This window comes from Gimesia alba (genome assembly GCF_007744675.1).
GTDB lineage: Bacteria > Planctomycetota > Planctomycetia > Planctomycetales > Planctomycetaceae > Gimesia > Gimesia alba.
Genome location: NZ_CP036269.1, coordinates 835,860 through 862,571 on the forward strand (window position 1 = coordinate 835,860; position 26,712 = coordinate 862,571).

21 protein-coding genes are annotated in these 26,712 nt (G+C 48.4%); 13 read left to right on the top strand and 8 right to left on the bottom strand.

The features are described from left to right. Positions 1–244: 244 nt before the first annotated feature. A complete protein-coding gene (locus Pan241w_RS03220) occupies positions 245–1,072 on the bottom strand; it encodes a DUF1571 domain-containing protein (RefSeq protein WP_145210880.1) in 828 nt (275 codons plus the stop codon). A gap of 774 nt (positions 1,073–1,846) precedes the next feature. Between Pan241w_RS03220 and Pan241w_RS03225 the strand changes: the two genes are divergently transcribed. Continuing rightward, positions 1,847–2,644: a hypothetical protein gene (locus Pan241w_RS03225; protein ID WP_145210883.1), complete on the top strand. Its 798-nt coding sequence runs from the start codon at positions 1,847–1,849 to the stop codon at positions 2,642–2,644. 93 nt (positions 2,645–2,737) lie between these two features. On the opposite strand, the gene Pan241w_RS03230 is transcribed toward Pan241w_RS03225, so the two are convergent. After that, on the bottom strand, positions 2,738–3,154 hold the full coding sequence (locus tag Pan241w_RS03230) for a hypothetical protein (RefSeq protein WP_145210886.1): 417 nt from the start codon (positions 3,152–3,154) through the stop codon (positions 2,738–2,740). Positions 3,155–3,400: 246 nt separating this feature from the next. On the opposite strand from Pan241w_RS03230, the gene Pan241w_RS29250 reads away from it, so the two are divergent. Both Pan241w_RS29250 and Pan241w_RS03235 read left to right on the top strand, forming a co-directional pair. After that, positions 3,401–3,574 carry a hypothetical protein gene (locus Pan241w_RS29250; protein ID WP_198000301.1) on the top strand — a complete coding sequence of 58 codons (174 nt, stop codon included), beginning with the start codon at positions 3,401–3,403 and terminating at the stop codon, positions 3,572–3,574. A gap of 173 nt (positions 3,575–3,747) precedes the next feature. Beyond that, on the top strand, positions 3,748–5,031 hold the full coding sequence (locus Pan241w_RS03235) for a nucleoside permease (protein ID WP_145210889.1): 1,284 nt from the start codon (positions 3,748–3,750) through the stop codon (positions 5,029–5,031). An 87-nt stretch (positions 5,032–5,118) separates the two neighbouring features. On the opposite strand, the gene Pan241w_RS03240 is transcribed toward Pan241w_RS03235, so the two are convergent. Then, positions 5,119–6,540 (bottom strand): SH3 domain-containing protein, encoded by a 1,422-nt coding sequence (locus Pan241w_RS03240; protein ID WP_145210892.1) that lies wholly within the window; start codon positions 6,538–6,540, stop codon positions 5,119–5,121. 547 nt (positions 6,541–7,087) lie between these two features. On the opposite strand from Pan241w_RS03240, the gene Pan241w_RS03245 reads away from it, so the two are divergent. The 4 genes from Pan241w_RS03245 (at position 7,088) to Pan241w_RS03260 (ending at position 10,779) form a co-directional block, all read left to right on the top strand. Further along, complete coding sequence (locus tag Pan241w_RS03245) at positions 7,088–7,756, top strand: OmpH family outer membrane protein (RefSeq protein WP_232107342.1); 669 nt, start codon at positions 7,088–7,090, stop codon at positions 7,754–7,756. A 117-nt stretch (positions 7,757–7,873) separates the two neighbouring features. Beyond that, positions 7,874–8,755: a UDP-3-O-acyl-N-acetylglucosamine deacetylase gene (lpxC, locus tag Pan241w_RS03250; protein ID WP_145210894.1), complete on the top strand. Its 882-nt coding sequence runs from the start codon at positions 7,874–7,876 to the stop codon at positions 8,753–8,755. A gap of 84 nt (positions 8,756–8,839) precedes the next feature. Next, the gene (lpxA, locus tag Pan241w_RS03255) at positions 8,840–9,706 is read left to right on the top strand and encodes an acyl-ACP--UDP-N-acetylglucosamine O-acyltransferase (protein WP_232107343.1); all 867 of its coding nucleotides are present in this window, start codon (positions 8,840–8,842) and stop codon (positions 9,704–9,706) included. Beyond that, positions 9,703–10,779, top strand: coding sequence for a Gfo/Idh/MocA family protein (locus Pan241w_RS03260; RefSeq protein ID WP_145210901.1), 1,077 nt, complete (start codon positions 9,703–9,705; stop codon positions 10,777–10,779). Before lpxA ends, Pan241w_RS03260 begins: the two co-directional genes overlap by 4 nt. 43 nt (positions 10,780–10,822) lie before the next feature. On the opposite strand, the gene bcp is transcribed toward Pan241w_RS03260, so the two are convergent. Together bcp and Pan241w_RS03270 are read right to left on the bottom strand one after the other, a co-directional pair. After that, positions 10,823–11,308: a thioredoxin-dependent thiol peroxidase gene (gene bcp, locus Pan241w_RS03265; RefSeq protein ID WP_198000302.1), complete on the bottom strand. Its 486-nt coding sequence runs from the start codon at positions 11,306–11,308 to the stop codon at positions 10,823–10,825. A 181-nt stretch (positions 11,309–11,489) separates the two neighbouring features. Continuing rightward, on the bottom strand, positions 11,490–12,995 hold the full coding sequence (locus Pan241w_RS03270) for an endo-1,4-beta-xylanase (protein WP_145210904.1): 1,506 nt from the start codon (positions 12,993–12,995) through the stop codon (positions 11,490–11,492). Between the two features lie 275 nt (positions 12,996–13,270). On the opposite strand from Pan241w_RS03270, the gene Pan241w_RS03275 reads away from it, so the two are divergent. The 3 genes from Pan241w_RS03275 to Pan241w_RS03285 all read left to right on the top strand — a co-directional run bounded on the left by Pan241w_RS03275 (position 13,271) and on the right by Pan241w_RS03285 (position 18,358). Next, the gene (locus Pan241w_RS03275; protein WP_145210908.1) at positions 13,271–14,161 is read left to right on the top strand and encodes a phosphoribosylaminoimidazolesuccinocarboxamide synthase; all 891 of its coding nucleotides are present in this window, start codon (positions 13,271–13,273) and stop codon (positions 14,159–14,161) included. A gap of 221 nt (positions 14,162–14,382) precedes the next feature. Continuing rightward, entirely contained in the window at positions 14,383–15,852 is a 1,470-nt protein-coding gene (locus tag Pan241w_RS03280; RefSeq protein ID WP_145210910.1) for a serine/threonine protein kinase, read from the top strand. Positions 15,853–15,946: 94 nt separating this feature from the next. Further along, entirely contained in the window at positions 15,947–18,358 is a 2,412-nt protein-coding gene (locus Pan241w_RS03285; protein WP_145210913.1) for a hypothetical protein, read from the top strand. A 17-nt stretch (positions 18,359–18,375) separates the two neighbouring features. Here the strand turns inward: Pan241w_RS03285 and Pan241w_RS03290 are convergent, their stop codons facing one another. Next, positions 18,376–19,590, bottom strand: a complete 1,215-nt coding sequence (locus tag Pan241w_RS03290; RefSeq protein ID WP_145210916.1) for an SGNH/GDSL hydrolase family protein — start codon at positions 19,588–19,590, stop codon at positions 18,376–18,378. Positions 19,591–19,809: 219 nt separating this feature from the next. On the opposite strand from Pan241w_RS03290, the gene Pan241w_RS03295 reads away from it, so the two are divergent. Continuing rightward, entirely contained in the window at positions 19,810–20,787 is a 978-nt protein-coding gene (locus Pan241w_RS03295) for a ThuA domain-containing protein (RefSeq protein WP_145210919.1), read from the top strand. A gap of 67 nt (positions 20,788–20,854) precedes the next feature. Here the strand turns inward: Pan241w_RS03295 and Pan241w_RS03300 are convergent, their stop codons facing one another. Then, on the bottom strand, positions 20,855–22,414 hold the full coding sequence (locus tag Pan241w_RS03300; protein WP_145210921.1) for a TrkH family potassium uptake protein: 1,560 nt from the start codon (positions 22,412–22,414) through the stop codon (positions 20,855–20,857). 151 nt (positions 22,415–22,565) lie between these two features. Here Pan241w_RS03300 and Pan241w_RS03305 point away from each other — a divergent pair, with 151 nt between their 5' ends. Both Pan241w_RS03305 and Pan241w_RS03310 read left to right on the top strand, forming a co-directional pair. Further along, entirely contained in the window at positions 22,566–24,512 is a 1,947-nt protein-coding gene (locus tag Pan241w_RS03305) for an FG-GAP repeat domain-containing protein (RefSeq protein WP_145210924.1), read from the top strand. Positions 24,513–24,545: 33 nt separating this feature from the next. Beyond that, entirely contained in the window at positions 24,546–25,100 is a 555-nt protein-coding gene (locus Pan241w_RS03310; RefSeq protein WP_145210927.1) for a DUF1802 family protein, read from the top strand. An 85-nt stretch (positions 25,101–25,185) separates the two neighbouring features. Here the strand turns inward: Pan241w_RS03310 and Pan241w_RS03315 are convergent, their stop codons facing one another. Continuing rightward, the gene (locus Pan241w_RS03315) at positions 25,186–26,505 is read right to left on the bottom strand and encodes a nucleotide sugar dehydrogenase (RefSeq protein WP_145210930.1); all 1,320 of its coding nucleotides are present in this window, start codon (positions 26,503–26,505) and stop codon (positions 25,186–25,188) included. Positions 26,506–26,712 lie beyond the last annotated feature (207 nt).

A 26,712-nucleotide genomic window follows, 5' to 3' on the forward strand; every position in this document is an offset into this window, starting at 1 on the left:
AGAGCCACTTGCAACTTGATAGTGTGCCTGACTCATGGGAAAGAGAAGAGTGCCGGGGGTGTGGAAGGCGGCAGAGGAAGGTAAAACAGCCGAAGGTCAAGGACTCACCTTCGGCTGTTGATTTATTAGAGAAGTTAATTTATGTAGCAGGCTTAGACTGTGTCCAGTTTTACTGTAGCGTCTCCAAGGCTATTTGAACCGAGTATATTAGATTGAGGCACGCTATGGTAAAACGTGATGCGCTCTAGAAATTATAAGCCGGATTCTTGGGATCGAAGTCAGCATCACTTAATCCGACGTTGGTGCGGATGTTTGTGTATGTGTATTCTTCGACTAGTTCTGGAGTGGCATTTCTTCTGGTTGGCCAGTCGTATTGTTCGACTCGGACAGGAAGATTGGTTGCTTTATCGATGTACAATCTTGTCATCTGGAAGCGAAGTCCTGGTTTTTGTTGTGGGTAGCTGGTCTGCAGAACTTTGCACTGCAGGTTGCCGAGTTTGGCATCCGGGAAATATTTGACAGAGACGCCGCCTTCAACTTGACGTTCTTCTTTCCATTGTTTCAGAATCTGAAACAGCATTTTTCGGATGCCGATGGTTGTGATCGGGTAACGACTTTCATCCATTGCCTGAGGGCTGTTTGGCTGAAGAGAGACGGTTCCGACCAGACCTTTGATTCCGGTTTCGTGGGCCAGGATCTGGTTCCCGTTTCGGCCGTGGAAGTAAATGACTTCTCGACCGGTGTGTGGTTTTTGGAAGTTGAGATAAACGCTCAATGGTTTTTCGCGAAACTTAATTTGCATGGTGTGTGTGGCCTGCATTTTTCGGCCCACTTTTTCCCGCTTGATGAAGGTCGCCTGAAAATCTTTGATCTGCGCCGTTGTTTCATAGCTCTGCATAGCGAGCCGAATGGCGGGATCAAGTTTATGTTCATTGGGGGCTGCCGCCATCAGCGTGCCGACTTGTGACAGACAGGCAGTCGCTGCGAGGGTTAAGACTCCTGCGACGGTAGCCACCTTTTTTGCCTGGCGTACCAGTACGTTGCTTGGTTGGTAATTGTTTTGTTTTACCATTGAATTCCGTGACTCCCTTTGTCGAAATCCACTTGTTTTAAGTTATTCCCGAGTGAGCACTTTTGCCCGAGCAAATCTCTCAAAACCAGTAAGAAATATAGACCACACTGCTGTATGAAAACTGCTGACTGAGTTTCCGCTTATTGAAATGATAGGGTCCGATCAAGTATTGTCGAGAACAGATCCAATCTGTTTTTGGCTCGAATCTATAATATTAATCGAACTATTTGACAAACCGTAATTACTTAGATCACGTGTTCTCCTTGTTTTTTCGTAAATTGTCAAGACAGATTCTTCAGTTTATCTGTTTAGGTGTTTGGCTTGCGTGCTGTTTATTTTTTCCATGGCCGCCTGTTGCTCTATTTTAACAGCTGGGTTCTTGAGGGAAAAAAGAGAAATGAGCGAGATTTTCTTAAATCAGGAGAAATTTCGAAACTTCAATTGTCCATTTAGAGGCGATTCTGTATGATCCGCCCCCTTGAGGCAGGCATGGGGAGCGATTTTCGCTTCGTCTGTTTTTTCCTCAGGGGCCGATTGGTCAGCGATTTGCCATGCCAGATGAATCATGTCAGGCAGTTTCTGATCTCATAAGTATGTGGTTGACCACGATGGTTTCTGGTAACCAGACATTGAGAACAAGGAGTGTTCCCATTGTTCAAATCGGATAGTTTCCGATAGCGTGATTGCGAACATGGAGGAGAAACGCAAATTCGCTCCAAATCAAATGACTTTTTTTCGACCTTGCTAGTGCTGATACCTTTGGTTGCAGTTCCGATGCTGGCCATTTTTGGTATTCCGGAAATCGCTCCCGTTAAAAAGTCGTCTTTCAATGAAAATGATCACTTCGAAGGCGAAGGATCGTCCCACTCCCAATTTGAAGAAATTTCGTTTGATGCTTCATCACACGAGATTGATCTGGGGGGTGAAGGTAATCTTGGTGAGAGGACTCGGGGAAATCGGCATCGCTCTGATCAACGGAGCCCTTTCGCGAAAACAACCTCATCACGAAATGATTCGATCAATGGCGAAGAATGGTTGCCGCCCGCTGATGCGATGGAAGGTTGGGAATTAGATCCGGTACCTTCTCAACTGGAACCAGACCACAAAATGGCTGAGCTTCGATCAGCGGAACAGCAGCCCGAACGTGGTTTTGAGAAAAATCGGATTGAACAAGCAGGCTTTGAAGAGGGGCAATTCTCATCCAATGCCGGCAGTTCATTCGGCCAGGAAATTCGTCAAATCGAGAATGAAACGAACCCGTTTGAAAAAACGAATTCTGTTCAGCAAGCAGCGGTAAAAGAAGTCGATCCCCAGTTTCGCTTACGTGCAGAAACCATGCTGCGCCGAGATCCGGCAACGTGGAGTGCAGCCGTCCAAAAGTTGAATGAGTTGGGTATCAGGGATTATCGTCTCGAACCGGGAGTTCGGCCGAACGAGTTTTTATTCAGTTGTACGTATTCGCCCCCTCATAATCCACGGATCTCCCGCCGGTTTGAAGCAGAAGCTCTTGACCCGTTGAAGGCCGTGATTAAAGTCTTACAGCAGGTCGACGAGTGGAATCAAACGAAGTGAGCTAAACCGATCAAATAATAAAGCCCTCTTTGGAGTTTCATTCAAAGAGGGCTTTTTTATTTGTGGTCTGGTATTGCTTAGCAGCGAAATGAATCAGGCTTCATTTTTCTTGTTCTGCTTTTGTTTGGCCTTTTGCTTTTTGGCTTTCAACTTCTTTCGCAACTCTTTTGATTTCGGAGGTGCTTTGCGTTTGATCACGGTTTCTTTCTCAGCAGCCTGTTCTGCCTTTTCGATTTGGCCACAGAGGTCGGCGAGGGAAACAGCCACATCCTGCTGGCGGTAAGAAGAGCCCGCGGTCCATGCACGACAGCTTTTATGACCTTCAATGTGGTAACTTTGATCCAGACTTCGAATGGCGTGGCTGAATTCCACCATTTCATCGTTGATCGCGGTGGAAGCAGCACTGAGCCCCACGGTGGCACCGATGACACCCACGGTTCCCAACATGACCAGCTCGGCAGACATGACGAAACCAGCTTCATCACTCCAGAATGTTTTTAACAGATTCATGATCAGACCTCTCAGAAAGCGGTGACAATTTTATTGAGAGTGAGATGAGAGTGAGTTCCGCCTGTGCCGATTGTAACGATTGTTCGGATTAAGCGGATTGTAACGGATATCCGCTGAATGTAAATATGGGTACAATGAAAAGAATGGATAAAAAATGGATGTATTTGATCGAGTGGCCTTAAGTGATTTCTATAAAAAGAGATACGATATTCTCGCTTTTGACGGCGAGCATAAGATAATTAGGAGATGTTGGCTTTATATGAGTATTGTGAGGTGGTTGCGGTCTCTGAAACCGGCCATTTTACGGCGGAATATGGACTGTTTGATGCTCTCTCTATGGGAACGAGGCTGAAATTGGGACTGTTGCAGCCGACCATTCAAGAGAATTTCGTGGGAGTGGATCTCTTTATACTTGCCTGATTTGTGAATTCGGGACATGATCGTAACGATCAAAATCCGAAAGGCTCCGTACTCAGCCCGATTTCGGGTTCTTAGTAGCGTCTCGACGGCTCATGCAGCCAGGATGTATTTCCAAGTCGCTACGGTTTCATTGAACGAGATACAACACAGATCAGGAGAAGGGCCCGCCCAATATGTCATCACAGCAATCGCCATTATCAATTGGTATTCGACTTTCCATCATGATGTTCCTGGAGTTCTTCGTGTGGGGGGCCTGGTATGTTACCGTGGGTAACTACATGGGGGCCAACGGGATGGGGGATGCCATCTATTGGGCTTATACTGTGGGGCCCATCGCCGCGATTGTTTCCCCGTTCGTGCTGGGTATGATCGCTGACCGTTTCTTTTCCTCGGAACGAGTGCTGGCAGTGCTGATGATTATCGGAGGCGCGGTGCTTTATATGGCACCGAGTGTTGTCGGCGAAAACGGTGAAGGCAGTACGACGTTCATCTTATTGCTGTTGTTACACATGTTATGTTACATGCCCACATTAGGGCTGACGAATACGATTGCCTTTTCTCACCTCAAGAATCAGGAAGTCTGGTTTCCTTTAGTACGTGTATTTGGAACATTGGGGTGGATTGTGGCTAACATCCTCGTCAGTAAGGTGATGGGGGCAGACATGACATCGAAGCCATTGCTCGTTGCGGGAGGCGCTGGTGTTTTGATGGGACTTTACAGTTTAACGCTGCCTCATACGCCCCCACCTTCGAAGGGAAAGGCGATTTCAGTACGCGACATTTTGGGCTTAGACTCGCTGGCTTTATTGAAGGACCGTTCTTTCCTCGTGTTTATGGCGAGTTCCTTGCTCATCTGCATTCCCTTAGCCGCTTATTATGCTTACGCACCCGTCTTTGTGGCTGATGCGGGAATCACGTACCCGGCGTTCAAAATGTCGTTTGGGCAGATGTCCGAGGTTCTGTTTATGGTGTTGATGCCACTCTTCTTTAAACTTCTGGGTGTCAAACGGATGCTGCTGTTCGGCATGTTTGCCTGGGTCGTCCGTTATGCGTTGTTTGCAGCAGGTGCTTCTGATGGAGTTGCCTGGATGATTATTTGTGGGATTTTGCTACATGGGATTTGTTACGACTTCTTCTTTGTGACAGGACAAATCTATGTTGATCAGAAGGCAGGTCCTGCGATTCGAGCTCAGGCACAAGGGTTTCTTGTGCTGGCAACGCAAGGGGTGGGGATGCTGGTTGGTGCCTTGATTAGTGGAAACTTAATCAATGCAATCGTGACCGGTGAAGGAGCCGCCAAGCTTCAAACCTGGAAAGAGTTCTGGATTATTCCTACAGCCGCCGCTTTTGTGATCATGGTCATCTTTTTGATTCTGTTCAAAGACGATCCCAAGGGATCAGGTGAAGTCAGCGAAGAGGATGTCGCGAAAGCCGCTGGTACGGAAGAGATGGTATAACTTTCTCTTTCATTTTTAAAATAACGAAAGCCCTCTGTTCATTGAGAGCAGAGGGCTTTTTTATGCGTTTTGATTTTGAATGTTTGCTTATCGTCCAGGGACGGGAGCGGCTTGCAGGCGGACCGGCATCATCGATTCGACCAATATATAGTCGCCGCGTAAGTCAGAGCGGAACCAGCGTTTGCCGGTGACGCCGATGGGTCGTCCCACTGCGGCATCCAGATTGATTTGTGGTGAGACCGGCTGTAAATAAGCGAGGAACTGACCATTGGGAGCAACTAACGCGTGGGTTGGCATTCCTTGTCGCACGTTTCTTAATCGGCGGACGATGCCTGCTCCAGAGAACTGTGGTTGTGCTGGCTGCGTTGGTTGTGGCGTTGTCTGTGGTTGAGGAATCGTTGGTGTCGGAGCGCTGGGTTGAGGCAGTGGAGTGACTGGTTGTGCTGGAGTCGCTGGTTGAGCGGACGGTTCAGGAGTCGGGGGAATCAGGGATTCTGATCCTGGTGTCGTCATTTCCGGAGCAGGATAGCGACTGGTTTTGTTCTGATCGGGAGCCATCGAGACGAGCTCGGCGTCGCGCTTGCTGGTCTCTTCAGCCAGCTTCAGGAAATCTTGATATTCTGCCTGCACTTTTCGATAGCGATTAACGGCATCCAGTCTCAAGTCAATTTTACTGGCGATCGCAGGGTGTTTGATTTCCTGCTGTAGCGTTTTGTAGTCTTGTTCTAAGGCATTTAAATCCCAGGCTGTTGGTTCGGCTTCGATCATGGCTCGGAATTGTGTATCTATGGTTTTGATGGCCTGCTTGGCGGCGGCAATCTGTTCTTCTTCTGGAACACTACGACGTGCAGAGCCATCGGTGGGGGTCTTAATCATTTCCTGGTGCGGTGCAGGAGAATCGCTTTTTGTAATGTTTTGAGTAAAGGGATCTTTTTCGTTATTAGCCAGCGGTGAATCAACGGGTGTGGGGGGAGTTTGTCCGGGTTGATATTGATTCGTGGGAACCAGCAGATGCCCTTCCACCCAGCGCCATTCGCCCGTTGGGGGCTTGATCTGATACATCTGGACATTGCCGAATTCGGTCTGGACATTTTTACTTCCCAAAACAGTGACTTCATCGTTTTTGGAGAGCCGAATTTGCTCGACATCACGCGAATCACCAAAGGCACTTCCAACTCGTACCACGACGCCGTTTTCTGTGACTCGACCACGGTTGCCGGCTGTTTTTTGAACGTATTCAGCGCGAATCCAGCTGAAGCTTCCTTGGGGAGGCGTAATCATAAACCAGCCGCCCGGATCATGCCGATGCACGGTGACGCGGCTGCCTCTTTTGAGTTTGAGCGTGGGATAATAGCGACGTCCATTGCCGCTTCTTACCAGGGCTTCTTCCGCGTTGACGACCGCTTCGTAAGGAAATGTTCGTTTTTTGGCATCAACGTCATCGGCCAGGCAGAGTAGCAGCCCTGTTATTAATAAAGGTGTCAGGATCCAGCGGTCTAGCGAACACATGGAATAAGCCTCCGTGCTGACTTTAAACAGCCCATTTGTAAGGTATTAATTGTGGAGTCGAAGGTGATTGAATAAAACAGAATTGTTTTTGAATCACGAGTCGAAATGGATTCGAATGAGGGGACAGGTAGCGATAGAGATTATGAAAGAGGGGCGTTTAATAATAGAATTGGAAAATTAAGGCAAGCCCAAAAAATCGCTTTGAAACCGAAAGTTTCGTTCGTGACTTGTTGAATTGATCTAAAAACGTAGCAATTTATTTTTGATCTCTCAATTCCTCTGAAAATAGATAGTCAAAGCCTGGTTTTTCGTATTGACGTAAAATCCAAACTATGCAAAATTATCGCTCTCTCAGTATGGTCACCAGGTTTCATATGACATGATTTCCAGTGCGCCATCAAGTTAAAGCAACATTTCCAAGAGATTTTGATCAAGAATTTGTTTATCAGAGGCTGGGGTCAAATTCGTCACCAAATCAAGAAAAATTCTAATTTCGTTTGATTGCCACTACGGAGAGTGGTCCATTCTGCAAAGGAGTGCTTCGGTCGTGAAAAAATTTATTACATCAGCTATGGTTATTGCTATCGCCGGTTGTTTTGGCTGTTTGACTGAAACAGCGTCAGCACAAAACACCGCACCGGCTAATGCAAAATCAGTGGAACACAAAGTCGGTCTGATTGATATGGCCCACGTGTTCAAAAACTACACAAAATTCACCGCGCTGCGTGAAGAGTTGAAAGCAGAGATCCAGCAAAGCGATGCGAAAGCCAAAGCAATGGCTGAGCAAATTCAGGCTGTCCAGAAAGAAATGCAGGATTTCAAACAGGGAAGCCCTGAGTATCTGGCACGCGAAAAACAGCTGGCACAGGCCGCTTCTGATTTTGAAGCATTTCGCAAAGTGGCACAACGCGACTTTCTGCGAAAAGAGTCACGCATCTATCACACCATTTACATGGAAGTGACAGACACCGTCAAGAAGTATGCCAAGATCTACAACTACACTTTGATCATGCGGTTTAATCGTGAAAACCTGGATACCGATGATCCAAAGAAATTGATTCAAGGCATGAATCGTCAAGTTGTTTATCACCGTGCCGATGATGACATTACGCTGTCAGTTCTGGATTATCTGAACCGCAGCTATAAGCCAAGTTCAGCTGGTGCCGCTCCGACTCGTTCGACGACGCGTCCGACACCGGGTACGAAAACTCGCTAAACCGAATGCTTGGTTATCACTCTCATTGGATGTAGTGCAGGTGTTCTGACCTGCCTGCATCCTTTTTGCGATTGTTTCAGCGAAGCAGCTAGTATCCCGCCATCGAAGGAGTAGGCAATGCGAACTCGGAATCAGAGAACGCTGGCCAGATCATTAGAATGTACTGGAGTTGGGATTTTCACCAACTCAGACGTCAAAATTCGTTTCTGTCCGGCTCCGGAGAATCATGGAATTCAATTTGTCCGTACGGATCTGGCTGGTTCAAAACCAATTCCCGCTTTGATCGAATATGCCGTTTTCAAACAGAGGCGAACGGCGATTGAACACCAGGGTGCGTCGGTCGAAATGATCGAGCACGTCATGGCTGCTTTAGCTGGATTGCAGATCGATAACTGCCGTATCGAAATCAATGCTCCCGAAGCGCCTTGTTTTGACGGTTCATCACAGGATTTGTCTCTGGCATTGCTGGATGCGGGCATCGTTGAGCAACCGTTTAAGCGAGAATTGATTTGTATCGAACAGGCTCTGACTGTTGAAGACGAATCGGGAAGTTTCATTCAGGCCAAGCCGTTGAATCGGTCGGTTCTGGCGATTGGTTATTATCTGAATTACGGTGAAGATTCCCCTGTAACTCCACAGTGCCTGACCCTGGAGATCAATCCCGAGACGTGGATGAATCAACTGGCTTTTTCACGAACCTTTGTTCTGGAAGAAGAAGTTGAAGCGATGCGTGCCTTGGGATATGGGCAGCGTCTTTCTGCGGAAGATTTACTGGTTCTGGGACAAGAGGGACCGGTAGGAAATGAATTACGGACACTCGATGAATGTGTTCGTCACAAAATATTAGATTGTCTGGGTGACTTTGCCTTGATTGGCTGTGATCTGCACGGATATTTCAGTGCGCATCAATCGGGGCATGCTTTAAATCGTGAGTTAATCAAAAAAATTAAATCGACGCATCGTTCCACGCTGACTGAAACAGTATGGAAGGCTGCCTGATATTGCACTTTTCGACTGCTGTGCTGCAGTCATTTATTCACACTCTGGTACGTCATTGACTGCAGACTTTTTAGGATGTCGAACATGCCGACAAATATATCAAATCTTTCCTACGTCGATCCTAAAGCGGAGATAGGGGAAGATGTTACAATCGGACCATTTTGCCATGTTGGTCCTCATGTAACGATCGGAAGTGGGACGGTACTGCAAAGTCATGTTTCCATTACCGGGCACACCACAATTGGGGAACGAAATCGATTTTTTCCAACATCGGTGATTGGTACTGAGCCGCAGGATGCAGGCTATTCAGATGCCCCCACCAGATTAGAGATCGGCGATGATAATCTGTTTCGGGAAGGTTGCACCGTTCATCGCGGCGCTGAAAAAGAGGATCATCGTACTCGCATTGGAAACCGGAATACATTTCTTTGTAATTCTCACGTGGCTCATAATTGTCGAATTTTTGATGACGTCACTCTGGTCAATGGTGTCTTACTCGGCGGCCATGTACACGTTCATGATCGGGCGATTGTTTCCGGAAATACGGTCGTGCATCAGTTTTGTACTGTAGGGACGTTGGCCTTTGTCAGTGGTTCCGCACGTGCGACTGTGGATGTGCCTCCATTTATGATTTGCACCGGCGCGGATGATTTTCGAGTTCGGACCGTGAACATTGTCGGCATGCAACGTGCGGGTATCTCTGAAAGTTGTGTTGCCGTCATTCGCCGGGCACACCGATTGTTTTATCGAAAACACAAGAAACTGGAAGAAGTAAGAGATATTTTCAGCCAGGAACTGGACGGGGTGATGCCGATGGCATTGCAAACTCTGTTCAACCATTTTGAAGCCATTCAAGGTAGTAAAGCCGGTCGAGGCCGCGAAGAAGCAGCGCGCAATGCGAAATATGTTCCTCAAGAAAGCGAACAAATTACAACACGGAGAGCAGCATGAGTTTAATGAATGTGGCTGTAGTCGGAGTCGGGGCATTAGGGCGTCATCACGCTAGAATCTTAGCTGGACTGGAAGGTGTGAATCTGTCAGCTGTGGCAGATACGAATCCGGAGCAGGGTCAGGCTATTGCGGAACAGCATGGCAGTCGCTGGGTTGCCGATTATCGTGATTTATTCGAGGGGATCGATGCGGTTTCACTGGCCGTTCCCACGCACGTCCATCTGGCGATTGCCAGTGAATTTTTATCCCGCAAAATTCCGGTTCTGGTGGAAAAACCGATTGCCTGCAATCTTGAGGAAGCGGAAGCACTGGTGCGGATCGCCGAAGCACATAACACTTTGCTTCAGGTAGGGCACGTAGAGCGGTTTAATCCTGCGACACAAGCGGCATTTGCGCGTTGTTCGAATCCACGATTTATTCGCAGTGAACGCGTCAGTCCTTACACATTTCGATCAACTGATATTGGCGTGATTCACGACTTGCTGATTCACGATATTGACCTGGTGCTGTCTCTTGTCGACTCAGAAGTAAAAAGTGTAGAAGCTTTTGGTGTTTCAGTGATGGGAGAGCATGAAGATGTCGTTCAGGCCCGTTTACGCTTTCAGAATGGATGTATTGCCGATCTGACAGCCAGCCGGATTTGTCCCACAGCGAAGCGGGACATGCAGATCTGGGGCGCCTCGGGCTGTGTGACCGTTGATTTCACCAGCCGCGAAGTCACCTCATATCAACCATCAGAAACGCTGCTCTATGGAACGCCTCCACTGGAACGGGCACGAAAAGCAGGCGCGAACATTGAAGCATTAAAGCAGGATGTGTTTGGGACATTTCTGAAAGTTGATTCGCCGGATGTCTCATCAGCAGATGCGTTAACAGCTGAATTGAACAGTTTCGTTGAAGCCATTCGAACCCAGTCCGAACCATTGGTCGGAGGCCCGCAGGCGCTCAAGGCGATGCAGGTTGCAGAACGGGTGCTGGAAGCGGTGAACTGCCACGAGTGGGATGGAAGCCAACAGGGAGCAGTGGGGCCGTTTCTCCAGTTTCCTGCAGAACAACGCCGAATGGCTGGTTAATCCAGCCATTCGGAGTCAGCATTTCTGCGAGTCAAAAGCGAATTCAGTCTAGTTCTTTCAGAGCTTCTGCGACTTCTTCAGCGTGACCATTGACTTTGACCTTCGGCCAGGCAGCAGCAATTTTTCCCGCCTTATCAATCAGAAAGGTGGATCGCTGAATGCCCATGTATTTTTTGCCGTAGTTCATCTTCTCGACCCATACGCCGTACTTTTCGGCAATCTCATGGTTTTCATCGGACAGTAGAATGAAGGGGAGATCGAATTTGGTTGCGAATTTTTCGTGTGATGCAACCGAATCCGGGCTGATCCCCATAATCACAGTGTCCTTACGTTTAAAGGTGGCGACTCGATCCCGAAAATCGCAGGATTCGGTAGTGCAACCTGGTGTGTTGTCTTTAGGATAGAAGTAAAGCAGTACATTTTTCTCACCCTTAAATTGGCTCAGGCGAATTTTTCCTTCAGGGTAAGCGGGAAGATAAAAAGCAGGAGCACGTTTGCCAACTTCAGGCACTTTGCTTTCAGTAGCCATTTCAGAATCCTTCAAGTAGTGGAGTAAGACGGAACAGAAGCCGTCGGAATTTGCGTGGTGAAAACATCCTGAAGACGATCAGGATTTCGTTTCTACAATGCCTCACGCGACTCCATACTAGCAGGCAGCCGGCTAACTTTCGACTGAGAGCGGCTTTGACAGGATCGGGAAAGCCCGAAATTCAGGACCGCCAGTATTGCTGGTGATATTTGGTGATCGTTTTCAAGGCTGGTTTGGCCTTGCCTTCGAGATTGATCAGGCCAGAGTGGGGAAAACGACGTGCATCCTGATCTCGGAATCGGGACCAGTACACACCCGTCACAGCAGGTTTAGCCAAGAGCAGGGGAAGGTATAAATCAATCCATTCCGCCTGTGCGGCTTCGCTCCAGTCTGTTTTCCACTGGCTTGCCTGGACCTTGGAGATAGAAGAATTTTTCTCATCAATGACACTGTCATCACTGGGGAATGCCAGCGTAATATGTAAAGGCAGATTGAGAATACTCCATTTATCAATCAGTTTGGAGATATCCAGCAAATCATGGTGATGGGAACCATTGGGGTAGTAACCGATGCTGAATTCAAGATCGATTCCGGAAAGGCCGACGCCGAGCCGATCAATGGCATCCACAAATTGCATGGGGGATAACTGATGCTGGCCTTTAGATAGATAGTCGCCCCACGGTTGTTCCACCCGAATAAAGCATTGAATGGAATCGTCGGTCTGTTTGGCAACTTCGATTGCCCGTGCGGTTAATGTTAAGCGTGTTTCTTCGTTGAGACCAAACACTCCACCGGTATTTATGGCGGAAACCAGAGTCCAGGTCCGGATACTGCCGGTATACCGCGTGATGGCGGTTTCGATGAAATGTGAAATGATGCTCTGAAAGTTGACCATATCCAGCTTCCAGGATTCAAGCCAGTCGGGCAGACCTTGTGGAGCAAAGTCGAGCAGACATCCGCCACGAATCAGCAGATGGTTCTTTTCGCACCAGTCAACCTGCTGGTCGCATAAATCCCAGTTCTGATCTCCTTCAAACTGTTCGATCAGTTTCCAGTTAATCAGATCAGTATTCGCGGCATCGAAGGCCTGGCAGATTTGCCGGGTTTCCTGTGAATTGGGGATAAACTCACCCAGGTTGCAGCCCAGTGATACAGGCAGTTTCAGTGATTGTGCTCGTTGATGTAGAATCATCAATCGCTGGCGCGCATAAAGTTGCACCAGCATTTCGGCTGCAGCATGCGCTTTCTGTAGAGCGACTCCCGCCAGCTCGGAGCATTCTTCCAGTTTGTCCTGGTTAACCGCTGCTTTCGAGAACGCGGAGAACGCTTCATCGTGCAGTTTCCAGAGTTCATCAGGAATGTTCAGACCGGCAATTTGCCAGACACTGAGTTGATCTTTCAGTGTCGAAATTTTTCCACGAGCTAATTCGAGGAGCAGAACATAAGGTTCTTCCCGTTCGGAGAGGGAAGCTGTTCTGATGACAGGACGGCCAAAGTCAGTGATTTTCCAGACAATGTTCAGCTTGCAGCTTTGTGAAGTCTGACGACGAAACGTCAGCAGGTTCCCATCGACTTCAACGCGCGTGGGGAAGACACGACCATCAACAGCGTTCAGATAAGCACGATGAAGATCAGACCAGTCTTCAGGTACCTGGGAGGGTGCTATTAAAAAACGCAAGTTGCCCATAAAACGGGTCGCAATCGTTATCTGATTTTTTCGAAAAAGTTGTTAACTTCAAGCCTTATCATCCATTATCGCGTTTAAGTTACTGCAGGCAAGTGTAGACTCGTATGTATGTACATTGAAACGAGATACGTGACTGAGTAATCAGGAACCTGACGATCACTCATTTTGTACGGGATTTATCGGTTATGATTTATCGTCAATTGTTTAGCCGGCAGCTTCCCGCTAAACTTCCAGTGTTCAAATTCATTGGATTTTAATCATGGTGGTCTTAGTTTATGGCTTCTACAGCTCTTATTGAAAGTTCGCTTTCCGGAATTCCCGTCAGACGGGGTAAAGTTCGAGACGTGTATGATTTTGAGGACCGATTACTGTTTGTCGCCACAGACCGTATCAGTGCGTTTGACTGGATTCTATCACCCGGCATTCCAGATAAGGGGCGGGTATTAACTCAGATCAGTCGGTTCTGGTTTGAACGATTTGAGTCGGTTTCCAATCATTTACTGAGCATGAATCCGGCTGATTTACCACTTCCCGATGATGCTGATCTCGAGGCGCTGAGCGGTCGCTGTATGGTCGTTCGAAAAACAGAAGTAGTTCCCTTTGAATGTGTTGTTCGCGGTTATCTTTCCGGTTCCGGCTGGAAGGATTATCTGGCGACGGGCGCCGTCTGTGGAATCGATCTGCCGGAAGGCTTACAGCAAAGTGATCAGCTTCCGGAACCACTGTTTACGCCGGCAACCAAAGCGGAAACAGGCCACGATGAAAATGTTTCTTTTCAAACCATGAGTGATGCCATCGGTCAGGAACTGGCAGACAAATTGCGAAATCTGAGCATTCAGATTTATCAGCAGGGATCCGAATACGCACAGCAGCGAGGCATCATTCTGGCAGATACGAAATTTGAATTTGGGATTTTGGACGGCGAACCGATTCTGATTGACGAGGTGCTCACACCTGACAGCTCCCGTTTCTGGCCCGCCGAATATTATCAACCGGGAGGGCCTCAACGGTCACTGGACAAACAGTTTGTACGTGACTGGCTGGAGACGACTACTTGGGATAAAAACAGCCCGCCACCCACACTACCTGAAGAAATCGTGTCCAAAACGCGCGAGAAATACTTTGAAGCATACAAGATGCTGACTGGGGAAGAATGTACCTGGTAGACCGGTGCATTTCTTCGCTGGTTTTACAGGAAATTATGGCTATTCTAGAGGCTTTTGTTTATACTGGGCGATGCAGGTTATTCCGAATCCGGGGCAGTGTTTCCGTAGTCCCCGGTTCATTATTTCATTTCTACTACCTCCTGCAAGCTATAGTGAGTTCTGCACTTATATTCTTTTTTATACCTGATTTTTCTCTGCGGGCTTAACAGGAGAATGGAACAATGTCTTCATCAGAAGCCTCACCTCAAAAAGGGGCATCATCCGCGAATAAGATTACTCATCTGGGAGAGTTTCGACTGAAACGCAAGCTGGGCGCCGGTGGTATGGGCGATGTCTATCTGGCCGAGCAGGAAAGTCTGGATCGTAAAGTGGCGATCAAGACTCTGAAGAAAAAGTTTGCTAACGACCCGAAATTTGTAGAGCGTTTTTATCGTGAAGCGAAAGCAATGGCCAAGCTTGACCATCCCAATGTGGTCCGCTGTTATGCTGTCGGGGAGGATCACGGATTTCATTATGTTGCCATTGAATATATCGATGGCAAGAGCATGCAGGATTGGATGGATAAGCTCAAACAGCTCTCCATTGGCGATGCCACATTGATTATTCTGGCCTGTCTGGATGCGCTTTCGCATGCACATGAGTCAAAACTGATTCATCGCGATATCAAACCCGACAATATTCTGGTGACCAGTAAAGGCGTCGTGAAGGTCGCTGATCTGGGGCTTGCCAAAGCCGTTGATGAAGATAACTCAATGACCCAAAGTGGCACGGGACTGGGCACGCCTCTTTATATGCCTCCCGAGCAGGCAAGGAATGCCAAGCACGTCGATCATCGGACGGACATTTATGCCTTAGGGGGAACTTTTTATAACTTCCTGACGGGCAAGTTTCCGTTCAGTGGCGATACGGCTCTGGAACTGATCATGGCTAAGGAGTCTGGGAAGTTTGAGTCCGTACGCAAGCTCAATCCTGAAGTACCCGAGAAACTGGATCTGTTAATTGAAAAGATGATGGCCAAAAACCCGGATCATCGATTTAAGAATTGTGCCGAGATTATGACGTTGCTGGAAGACATGGAGCTCGAGTCTCCATCTTTGAGCTTTATCGATGGTGAAGCCGCGTCTGGTGTCTCACGAGTTCGTCGCAAAGGCAAAAGCAAAGTATCATCCGCAGCAGCTCCCAAGCGGAATAGCGGGGGTGAAGTTTCATCTGCGAAAGACGCAGAACGATCGGTCAGCAAAAACAAGAAAGAGGTTGTGGAGCAACGCGTCTGGTTCATTCAACATCAGAACGCAGCCGGCAAAACAATCGTCAGTAAAATGACGGTTGCCCAGATCAAGCAAGGGGTGAAAGCCGGAGTCATTAATACGACTGCTAAGGTCAAACGCACAGCCGAGGGAGAGTTTATTGCGCTGGCACAGTGCCCGGAATTTGATTCGGTCATGCAGGTCCGCACAATCAAAGACAAAGCTGATGCGCGTGCGATGAATATGCAGGATAAAATCAACGAAATCAGCCGTGATTATGACCGCAGGAATCGCCGTCGGTTTTTCAAAAATCTGGCTGAAGGGACCTGGGGTTGGATTACCCTGATCATTTATCTGGGGATCATAGCCGCAATATGTTTCTTTGCTTACCGTTATATTCCGGAATTATGGCGCTGGATTGCCGTAAAATTGAATTTATCCTGATTTTTTACCATTGAATGGATTCCGGATACGTAGGTAAAGGGAAGGGGTTTACTATTTCTCAAATTCTGACAGTCGGTATGTCGATGAACTGTGTATGACTGTACGATTATTTCCTGAATCCGTTTTCCGCTGTTGTAGTGCCACTTTGAGTCTGAAAAGAGCAAGTCTCGCCGCACTGGTGTTCCTGCTCTTGATCGGGCCAGGATTCGCACCCGTGGGGGCAGTCCAGGCCGGGGAGGTGGAGCTGGAACATGGCACTATTATCCGCGGTGATCTGGCACCAATTCTTGGCCTCACGGATAAGTTAGCTGCCCGGATTGAGGGTGACATTGTTGATCCGCGCGCGTCATCGCGGACGTTTACAGGCGCACCGATTATCCTGGTCGATGATGGGATGGTTCGCTATTTCGTATCTCGTCGGAATGTAAAACGCTACAACCTTGACCAGGAATTTTTATCGGAACAGGAACTCTTCCCTCTCAAACAGCAGGTGACCGGTCGCGGGCAGATGTTAAAAACAGTGGGTTCGTTCAAAGATGTCACCGATTTTGACAAGTTCGGTCGACGAACGGTAACACTCAGTACGAATAAAGGCGATCTGGCATTGCTGCAGGGAGTCACCGAGATTACTCCAAAGTATCTGAAAGTGACTGGGCTGAAGCACCAGTGGGATTTGGGAATTCGAACGACTTCTGTGAAAGAAGAAGTTCTGGCGGCGATGTTGAAACAAGTCATTGATCCGCTGGACCCCAACGAACGGATCGCTGTCGCCCGGTTTTATATTCAGGCGGGGCTGTATCTTCCCGCAGCCCAGGCATTTGCGGATATCGAACAGGATTTTCCCGAGTACAAAGATAAAATCGCTGTGTTTGTGAAAGACTTACGCACGCTGCATAGCCAGCAACTGTTGAACGAACTTCAACAACGGCGCAAAGCCGGGCAGCATCGACTGGCACAGGAAGCGATTGCCAAATTTCCGACCAATAATGTCAGCCAGTCCATCCTCAGACAGATTCGTGAAATCGAAGAAGATTATCACAAACGTCAAGAACAGATCGAAAAAGCCCAGTTCCGTCTAGGGGAACTCGAAGCTGAGATTAAGGATGAGGCAAACAAAAATCTGTTACAGGCCTACCGTCGCGAGGTGATCACACAGCTCAATTTTGATTCCATTGATCGCTTATCCGCTTTTTTGAATCTGGAAAGCGATGATTCATTAACTGTTCAGGAAAAGTTGGCGATTGCCTATTCGGGTTGGATTATCGGATCCGCGCACGTGATGACCGACCTGGATACGGCGCTCAACTTGTGGACCGCACGGGCGCAAGTACTGGAGTACTTACGTAACGAAGATGAGCATGAACGCGATTTCATGATTGAAACGCTCCAGAAGCTGGAAGGTGTTTCGACGGAAGTCGTCAAACAGATGATACCTCTGCTGCCACCGATTCTGGATGCTCCGGTACGTAAGAACGATGACGCATTTACCATCCAGGTGACTGATCCCGATGCAGAAGTTCCTGTCTCTTATTCGGTTTTGTTGCCGATCGAATATAATCCTCATCATACTTATCCGATGATTGTGGCGTTGCGTCCTTCACATAAGACGGTTCAATTTGAGTTGGGTTGGTGGGGTAAGTACAAAAACGGTCCCGGACAGTCCCAGCGCCGTGGTTATATCGTGATCTCTCCCGAGTATCTGCAGAAAGATCAGGAAGAATATGAAGACAATATCACGGCACATTATGCCGTCATTCAGTCCATCCGCGATGCCCGAAAGCGATTCAATGTCGATTCCGACCGCGTGTTTCTTGCAGGACATGGGACAGGGGCGGATGCGGCTTTTGATATCGGCATGTCACATCCGGGGCTGTTTGCCGGTGTGATTCCGATTGCCGGCAAGACCAACGCGTTTAATCTGCACTATTGGCAGAACGCCAAAGATTTACCCTGGTATATTGTGGGAGGCGAACTCGACCGCGATACGCTGGATCATAATTCTCTGGTCGTCAACCGAATGATGCGATACGGACACGACGTGATTTACGCCGAGTATATAGGGCGTGGTTATGAATATTATTACGAAGAAATTCATAACCTGTTTAACTGGATGGAGCTGCAGAAGCGACTGAAGTATCCGAAAGAGATCGAGGAAAAGATTCTGCGTCCGATTGATAATCGTTTTTACTGGGTTCGGACCGAAGATCTTCCACCGCAGGTCACGCGGCCCGTTGTCGTCAACAATCAGCGCATTCGAGTCAGGCCCGTCACACTCAATGTCAGTGTGAAAGAGGGGAATGTGATCTATGTCAAATCCGGAGGCAAAGTCAACACACTCTGGCTTACTCCTGATATCGTAGACTATGAAAAACGCCTCGTCGTACGTGTTGGGGGCAAGCAGAAGTTTAACGACTTCCTGCGACCGGATATGAAAGCGATGCTGGATGATTTCCGCAATCGGGGGGATCGGCAGAAACTGTTTGATGTCCGTCTGGATTTCTTTTAGGTCGAACTGTGTTGCCCTCAGTTACCTGCGAAATACATAATTCGCGCGGCATGCCCTTTACTTGATGATTTCTCGCTCATGCGGATTTTGGCATGGTGCTTGCCTGGCTTTAACTCGCTGTTAAAGACGACAGAACGCGGATAGTGCAGGCCTTTGCTGTATTTGTGATACAGATCGAAGGTTTGAAACGGGCCTCCATCAATGCTTACTTCCAAGGTCCCGGCGTCGGGGCCAGCCACGGTAAACACGCCTAACGCGGTTCCTTCAAAATCGAGTTCCAGCTCCGCGCCGGCTTGAGTGGCACACAACATGGGAATGCTAGTGAAACGGCTGCGTTTACTTCCGGGAATGGAATCCCAATCGGGGACTTCGATTGTCCAGCCTGGATGAAGTTTCGCGTCTTTGATATCGATCAGTCGCCCGTTGCGAAAGCTGAAGGGGTCGAGGGGTTTTTCGGGAGTCGCGTGTTTGCTGCGCGATCCCTTTTCCTGCCAGGCGTTGGTGAGCAGTTTTTCCACCATCGCAGCGCAGATGGCATTTCCGAATGGAGCCGGGTGTGTGCCTCCGAATTGTTTCCAGGTCAGTTGATCGGCTTGTATGAGCCGCGCGACTTCACTGGCGAGATCGACGGTTGAAATTTGATAGTGTTCGGCGACGCGATCGTGGCTGGAACTGGAGAGCGGCTTCTTGTTCTGTTGAATCGTTTCCAGCATGGAAGGATTGACGAAGTGAACCATTACAATATCAGCATACGGGTTGTGTTTGCGAATTTGTGCAATCACGCCTTCCATGCCTCGAATGGCGGCTGTTTCAGAATGTCCGGCGTCCTGATCATCGTTGACAGCGAATTCGACGAAAAACAGATCAACGGGACCCTGGCTTAACACATCGCGTTTTGTACGAAATGCACCGGTATTCGAGCAGGTAGAAGAAATCCCGGCATTCGTGAACTGGAATTTGGTTTCCGGAAACGTTTTCTCCAGGAATTGGCAGACCATGGGACGGTAGCCATTCATTTCGGTAATCGAACCACCCAGAAACGCGACATGCCCGGTCTTATCTGTTTCAAATTTCTGCCTGCTGTTCTGGTAGCTGCCTCGCAGATGGATATTTTTGTCTGAAACGGCGGGGATTTTCAGGGCGGGGTCGGCATTTAGATTTGTCTTAAGCGAGAGTATCGCCAATAGCAGGAAACCGGTAATCAAGCATGTCTTAAATGTATCATTCTTCATGTTGCTGCGAAACTCGATAAAAGGAGCCAAAATGGAAGGTGTTTTGAACTTTGACAGATTTTGGATAATTCCAGCATGCCTAATCTACAGGGCAAGGTCAAGAGTTCTCCCGTTCAACAATTGAATTCGGGTCCCCTGTTCAGATACGATAGAGGTGGAATCGAAGTTAAACGTCATACTTCACATATAGAAAAGTCCTCAGCGTTGGCAGGAGTATTCATGAAATCGTTGTCTTATCTCTTGATCTGTTTTTCCTTATTGTTATTGGGGTCCGCATTTGTGACAGAAACGCAGGCTGGTGAGAAGCCACACATCGTATTTGTGACAGGCGATGATGAATACCGTTCCGAAGAATCGATGCCAATGCTGGCAAAAATATTGAAGCGGGATTATGGATTCGATGTGACGATCTGTTATTCATTGGATGAAGACGGCAATATTTCTCCAGGGAACCAAAAATCGATCAGTGGTCTGGAAGCACTTGATGATGCAGACCTGATGGTGTTGTTCACTCGTTTCCGGGATTTACCACCTGAGCAGTTCCAGCATTTTTTAAAGTATGTCAAATTAGGAAAGCCTGTTGTTGGCTTTCGAACAGCTACGCATGCCTTCCTGTTCCGTGATCCGAAAAGCCCGTACAAGGATTGGAATAATGAAAAGATTGCCGAACTTGTTGGCCAGAGATGGATCACACACCATGGTCACTTTGGTGACGGTCACGAATTTTTGACCGAAGTCAGCATTGATGACGACGCCCAAGATCACCCGATTTTGCGAGGCGTAAAGCCGTATAAAGCTTACTCTTGGTTGTATCATGTAGATGGTGGTAGTGAAGGCCATAAGCTGGCGGGGGACAGTAAGCCTTTACTCACGGGACATTCGTTGAAGTCAAACCATCAGATGAAAGGTAACCTGGAGAAATTTCCGATGACCAATCCCGTTGCCTGGACTAAAACCTACAAAGGGCAAGACGGTACGAAGGGGCGAGTCTTCTTTACGACCACCGCACACCCCTTTGATTTCAAAGATCCCAATGTGCGAAAATTGTCTCTGAACGGTATTTTGTGGGCATTGGGGATGGAAGATAAAATTCCAGACCAGGGAGCCAAGACGGATTTCGTCGGAGACTATGAACCAAATAATTCCGGCACAGGTCCCAAGAAGTATAAAACGGGGCAAAAACCCGAGAAAATTTGATAAAACAAACTGCATCAAAGACGATGGAGAGAGCACGGGTCTGGAATCGACTCGTGCTTTTTTTATATCAGTAGTTTTTCCAGAAGGACGGAACAAACAAAACGAGAATCGCAAACAGTTCCAGTCTGCCCAGCAACATCAGGACTGTCAAAATCACTTTTCCAGTCAGGGTGAAATCGGCATAGTTTTCTGTGGGCCCCAGCTCGCCAACACCCGGGCCGATATTATTCAGGGTCGCGACCACGGCGCTGGTACAGTCAATCAGTTTTTCTGGTTTATTCTTTTGCCATTCCGTATTTGGCTCAATGGCCGTCAGTAACAGGCTGCTGAAGATGAAAATCACCAGGACCAGGCTGAAATAAACGGTGACATCGTTTCGTATGCTCTGCTCGATATTGGTCTCGCCGAGTCGAACAGGGCGAACCACATTCGGGCGGAATGATTTTTCAATTTCGAGCCAGATGATCTTCGCAAAGAGGACGAATCGAATGACTTTGATACCACCTGCTGTCGAGCCGGCACAGCCGCCGACAAACATCAACAGCAGCAATAACATTTTGGAAGATTCGTTCCAGGTATCGAAGTCGCCGGTTCCATAACCGGTAGTGGTCATGATCGAGACGGCTTGAAAGCCGGCATAGCGCAGTGCGTCAGGCAGGTTATCGTAAATCTGATTTCGCATCAGGTTGTAGGTCAGAAACAGAATCGCGGATCCTAGAATGATCAGGTAGGTACGAAACTCAATGTCGTTTCTTAGCGGAGCGATGAAGTGTTTCCAGGAACGGTCCTGCGAGCGAATATTTTTGAGTGAAAGAAAATAAAGAGAGAAGTTGGTGCCGGCAGCAACCATAAAGGCGGCGATCGTAAATTCAATCAGCGAACTGTTGAAGTAGCCGACACTGGCATTGTGCGTGCTGAATCCACCGGTTGCCATTGAACCAAAGCTATGACAGAACGCGTCGAACACACTCATGCCTTCCAGCCAGAGAATCAATGCCAGGATGAGTGTAAAAGAGACGTAGATGGTCCACATGACAATCGCCGATTCGCGAACGCGCGGCCGCACGGCTTCACTCGTAGGCCCCGGGACTTCGCGTTTCATGAGCGCCTTTCCACCCGCACCCAGATGGCTCAGAATTGCGACGAACAAAACGATGATTCCCATGCCCCCCAGGCAATGGGTAAAACTGCGCCAGAACAGAACCGAGCGGGGAACCAGTGCCGGGTCTTCCAGTTCACGCAGCACGGACGCCCCTGTGGTAGTGAATCCCGAGATCGATTCAAACAGGGCATCGGGAATGGTCATCGGAACTTCGGGTGTGACCATGGTTCCGGAAAAAAGAAAAGGCAGGCAGCCGAGGATTCCGGAATAGATCCAGCTCAAACCTACAATTGCCAGGGCTTCTTTTCGCAGGATTGTGCCATGTTCATTGCGTCCCACGAGATACAGAATAGAACCTGAGATAAGACTACAGGCGATGGCACCACAAATGCCCCAAAAGCCCGCAAATTCGAATTCGGCGGTTTCACCAAAGATCGGAAATGCCCAAGGGAGACTGAAGACCATTGAGGCTCCGACCAGCATCCCCACAAGCCCCAATAAACGACAAAGAAGCAACCAATTCATTATATTTCAACTTATTGAATCTGTACGGAATTGAACGACTAGACTCTTCCAGAGTATTCGAGTTAAATATAGGAAGTCATAAATTTTTGAGATTATAGCACGTCTGTTCTTTTTGAACGATACTACTCATTCCGTTTTAGGAAATTCTATTATGGTCGCTCATCGTCTATTTCGAACTGGTTTTCAACTCTGTTTCGCTATCTTGTTTTTTTCAATGGCGGTCTCGCTGCCCGCGGAAGAGTTAGAGCAATTAACCTACCATAATTCAGGGCTTGAAGTTGATCTGGGAGTCGGGTTATGGGCATGGCCACTACCCATGGATTATGATGGCGATGGTGATCTGGATTTGCTAGTTTCCTGTCCGGATAAGCCTTCGAATGGAACCTATTTCTTCGAAAATCGATCAGATGGTAAACAGAAGCTGCCTGTTTTTGAGCCGGGGGTTCGCCTGGGGAAAGGCTATCACAATACCTGTCTCTCATCGATCAATGGAACACCTCGTGTCCTGGTTTCCGGGCGGGAAGTGGTTGATTTCAAAAACAAGGGCTTTGATAAACTGACTGCGTTACCCGTTGACCGAAATGTGCATGGGAAAAAAGTGCGTGCGAATCAATGGTACTATGTGGATTACGATGGCGATCAGGATCATGATTTGATCGTAGGAGTCGGCGACTGGGGTGACTATGGCTGGGATGACGCCTATAACGAACAGGGGCAGTGGACCAACGGACCGCTGCATGGTCTGGTGTATGTGCTGAAAAATTCTGGTACCGATGAAAAACCCAAATATGAAAAACCGGTCAAGATTAAGGTCGGAGATCAGCCTCTGGAAGTGTTTGGCTGGCCTTCACCTAACTTTGCTGATTTTGATCATGATGGTGATCTGGATTTGCTGTGTGGAGAATTTCTGGATCAATTAACGTACTTCGAGAATACAGGAACGCGAACCGAACCCCGTTATGTGTCTGGTCGCCGTCTGGCGAATAATGGGCAGCCCTTACAGATGGATCTGCAGATGATCGTGCCGACTGCGATTGACTGGGATCAGGATGGCGATACCGATCTGGTGATAGGGGATGAAGATGGACGTGTTGCGTTCATGGAGAATACGGGAGAACTGTTGGGCGGGTTGCCTCAGTTTCTCCCGCCTCGTTATTTCCGGCAAAAGGCAGCGGGAGTCAAGTTTGGTGCACTGGCGACGCCTTACGCTTATGACTGGGATGGTGACGGCGATGAAGATCTGATCTGTGGGAATACCGCAGGCTATATTGGTTTCATAGAAAATCTGGATGGAAACGCGAATTCTCCTAAACTGGCTGCCCCCCGTTATCTGGAAGCAGGCGGCCGACCGATTCGAATTCAGGCAGGCCCCAACGGCTCGATTCAAGGTCCCTGTGAAGCCAAGTGGGGTTATACAACCCAGACGGTCGCAGACTGGAATCAGGATGGATTGCCCGATTTATTGGTGAATTCGATCTGGGGTGAAATTCTCTGGTACGAAAATATTGGGACACGGAAAGCCCCCAAACTGGCTCCTGCACAGACGCTGGACGTGGAATGGAAGGGCGATGTTCCCAAGCCAGCCTGGAACTGGTGGAATCCACGTGGCAATCAACTGGTGACTCAGTGGAGAACAACTCCGGTTGCCGTCGATTTCAATCAGGATGGCCTTACCGATTTGGTGATGCTGGATCATGAAGGTTATATTGCCTTTTTTGAGCGGGTTCGTGATGGCAAAGAACTCAAGTTACTGCCGGGCCAGCGAATTTTTGTGGATGAATCTCTCAAGCCGATTCAACTGAATCCCAAACGGGCCGGCGGTAGTGGGCGGTATAAACTGCATATCGTCGACTGGGATGGCGACGGACGCTTGGATCTACTCGTGAACAGCATGAATGCTGACTTCTATCGCAATGAAAAAACCGTTGATGGAAAAATCGCCTTGAAAAATCAAGGCCCCCTCAGTTCACGAAAGCTGGCCGGTCATACCAGCAGCCCTTGTACGGTGGATTGGGACAAGGACGGCGTTCGTGATTTAATCGTGGGTGCCGAAGACGGTTATCTGTATTGGATGCAGAATCCGCGTTCAAAGAAATAATGACACAACAGTTTTCAATTGTCTGGTAGAAATATGCTGGCACAGAATCGAATCGCATTTAAAGAATGGGGGGCTGTCTGCGCTGCATTAGGGCAGGGCAGACAGACAGTCATTATTCGCAAAGGGGGCATTCACGAAGGACAACAGGGTTTCCGCGTTGACCATCGTGAATTCTGGCTTTTTCCGACGCGTTTTCATCAGGGGGCTGAGCAGTTGCAGCCGGAATGTAGCGATTTGCTCCAGGCACCGATTGCGATTGAGCCCGCTTCAGGAAAGATCATGCTGGCCTTGTATGCAGTAGTAGAACAGGTCGTGGAAATTAAAGATGCGGCAGTGCTTTCCCGGTTGGATTCGCTTCAGGTATTGAATCAGGAAACGATCCAGCAGCGGTTTGAATATAAAAACCCGGGCTTATTTGTGTTGCTGGTCCGCGCTTATCAACTGTCTCAACCATTTGAAGTTGAAAATGAAACGCGTTATGCCGGTTGCCGAAGTTGGGTTGAATTGACTCAAGAATATTCAACCAGCAATCTGATGCCTATCTTGACCGACGAGCAGTTTGCGCAGCAGCAACAAGCTTTGCAATAGATTATTGCTTGAGTCGAGGAATGTGTCGGCCAAACAAAAACAGCCCGGTTGGTTATCAACCGGGCTGTTGTGATTCAGACTCTGTCTATGCTTTATAGATTTTCTCGCGACTTTCAGTCACATTCTTTGTGGCGTTACGTGTATCCAGAATCATGCCTGAATGTTTGACGATAAAGTCATAGTCATAGGCACTGTGATCTGTGGCGATGAGCACACAGTCCTGGGCTGCTAGAAATTCAGGCGTTAATTCCTGACTTTCCATAGCCGGTACATTGTGATGACGCATCTTGGGCAGGCTTGGAATATGTGGATCATTATAAGTAAAGTCCACACCACGTTCGAGCAGCAGGTCTAACAGGTGGAACGATGGACTTTCGCGGGGGTCGTCGACATCTTTTTTGTAGGCAACGCCCAGCATGCAGATTTTGCTTCCTTTGAGAGGCTTTCCCTGCTGATTGAGAAACTCGGCCAACCGGTCAATCACATAACGCGGCATACGGGTATTGACTTCCCCCGCTAACTCGATGAATCGCGTGGTGAGGCCTTCTTTGCGTGCCAGCCAGCTCAGGTAGAACGGGTCGATGGGAATACAGTGCCCCCCCAGTCCCGGGCCAGGGTAGAAGGCCTGAAAACCGAAGGGCTTGGTTTTCGCTGCATCGATGACTTCCCAGACATCAATGCCCATGCGATCAAATAATGTTTTGAGTTCATTGACCATCGCGATATTGACCGCGCGGTACGTATTCTCCAGAATCTTACAGGCTTCAGCCACTTCCGGTGAAGAAACCGGAATCACATTCACCACGGCATGTTCATACAAGGCAGCGGCGATTCGCAGGCTGTTTTCTTCCATCCCGCCGACGACTTTGGGAATCCCTGCTGCAGAAAAATCCGGGTTACCGGGATCTTCACGTTCCGGGCTGTAGGCGAGATAATAGTCCTCACCGATCTTAAGGCCTTTGGCATCGAGAATCGGCAACAGGACATCGCGTGTTGTTGTCGGATAAGTTGTGCTCTCTAATACGATGAGTTGACCGGGACGTAATGATTCGGCAATCGCTTTCGCTGTATTTTCGACATAGGCGAGGTCAGGGTCGCGGCTCGTTGTCAGCGGCGTCGGTACGCAGATCAGCAGAGCATCTGCTTCGCTCATGCGTGATAAATCGGTTGTCGATTCAAACTGTTTCTTTTCCAGCCAGTCGGAAACTGTTTTGGAAGGGATATGTTGGATATAGCTTTTGCCGGCCTGAAGTTGATCGACCTTCTTTTGATCAACATCGAATCCCATCGTTTTGAAGCCGCTGTTCACAAAGGCATCGATCAGGGGGAGTCCTACATATCCCAAGCCGATAATACCAATGATTGCAGTTTTATCTTTAATCGCCTGCTCAAGCTGATTTGCCATCTAAGTGCCGTCCTTGTTTAAGTCATTAATGCAGGTATACGATGCTGCTGAGTCGGCCGGATCATATCAGTCGAACTTATTTCCTGCAAGCATTTTAGCGGATGCTCTTCAACCGGGGATTTCGCTCAGTGAATCGGCTGACTCGGTTTCGAATTCCGTGGCTATTACGGTAAATCCAGCCCGAACATCTGGATACACTTGCGGGGG

Excerpts from the sequence above, each read along its gene's own strand:
- Pan241w_RS03220 (WP_145210880.1), bottom strand. The coding sequence starts at position 1,072 with ATGGTAAAACAAAACAATTACCAACCAAGCAACGTACTGGTACGCCAG.
- Pan241w_RS03225 (WP_145210883.1), top strand. The coding sequence starts at position 1,847 with ATGCTGGCCATTTTTGGTATTCCGGAAATCGCTCCCGTTAAAAAGTCG.
- Pan241w_RS03230 (WP_145210886.1), bottom strand. The coding sequence starts at position 3,154 with ATGAATCTGTTAAAAACATTCTGGAGTGATGAAGCTGGTTTCGTCATG.
- Pan241w_RS29250 (WP_198000301.1), top strand. The coding sequence starts at position 3,401 with ATGTTGGCTTTATATGAGTATTGTGAGGTGGTTGCGGTCTCTGAAACC.
- Pan241w_RS03235 (WP_145210889.1), top strand. The coding sequence starts at position 3,748 with ATGTCATCACAGCAATCGCCATTATCAATTGGTATTCGACTTTCCATC.
- Pan241w_RS03240 (WP_145210892.1), bottom strand. The coding sequence starts at position 6,540 with ATGTGTTCGCTAGACCGCTGGATCCTGACACCTTTATTAATAACAGGG.
- lpxC (WP_145210894.1), top strand. The coding sequence starts at position 7,874 with ATGCGAACTCGGAATCAGAGAACGCTGGCCAGATCATTAGAATGTACT.
- lpxA (WP_232107343.1), top strand. The coding sequence starts at position 8,840 with ATGCCGACAAATATATCAAATCTTTCCTACGTCGATCCTAAAGCGGAG.
- Pan241w_RS03260 (WP_145210901.1), top strand. The coding sequence starts at position 9,703 with ATGAGTTTAATGAATGTGGCTGTAGTCGGAGTCGGGGCATTAGGGCGT.
- bcp (WP_198000302.1), bottom strand. The coding sequence starts at position 11,308 with ATGGCTACTGAAAGCAAAGTGCCTGAAGTTGGCAAACGTGCTCCTGCT.
- Pan241w_RS03270 (WP_145210904.1), bottom strand. The coding sequence starts at position 12,995 with ATGGGCAACTTGCGTTTTTTAATAGCACCCTCCCAGGTACCTGAAGAC.
- Pan241w_RS03275 (WP_145210908.1), top strand. The coding sequence starts at position 13,271 with ATGGCTTCTACAGCTCTTATTGAAAGTTCGCTTTCCGGAATTCCCGTC.
- Pan241w_RS03280 (WP_145210910.1), top strand. The coding sequence starts at position 14,383 with ATGTCTTCATCAGAAGCCTCACCTCAAAAAGGGGCATCATCCGCGAAT.
- Pan241w_RS03285 (WP_145210913.1), top strand. The coding sequence starts at position 15,947 with ATGACTGTACGATTATTTCCTGAATCCGTTTTCCGCTGTTGTAGTGCC.
- Pan241w_RS03290 (WP_145210916.1), bottom strand. The coding sequence starts at position 19,590 with ATGAAGAATGATACATTTAAGACATGCTTGATTACCGGTTTCCTGCTA.
- Pan241w_RS03295 (WP_145210919.1), top strand. The coding sequence starts at position 19,810 with ATGAAATCGTTGTCTTATCTCTTGATCTGTTTTTCCTTATTGTTATTG.
- Pan241w_RS03300 (WP_145210921.1), bottom strand. The coding sequence starts at position 22,414 with ATGAATTGGTTGCTTCTTTGTCGTTTATTGGGGCTTGTGGGGATGCTG.
- Pan241w_RS03305 (WP_145210924.1), top strand. The coding sequence starts at position 22,566 with ATGGTCGCTCATCGTCTATTTCGAACTGGTTTTCAACTCTGTTTCGCT.
- Pan241w_RS03310 (WP_145210927.1), top strand. The coding sequence starts at position 24,546 with ATGCTGGCACAGAATCGAATCGCATTTAAAGAATGGGGGGCTGTCTGC.
- Pan241w_RS03315 (WP_145210930.1), bottom strand. The coding sequence starts at position 26,505 with ATGGCAAATCAGCTTGAGCAGGCGATTAAAGATAAAACTGCAATCATT.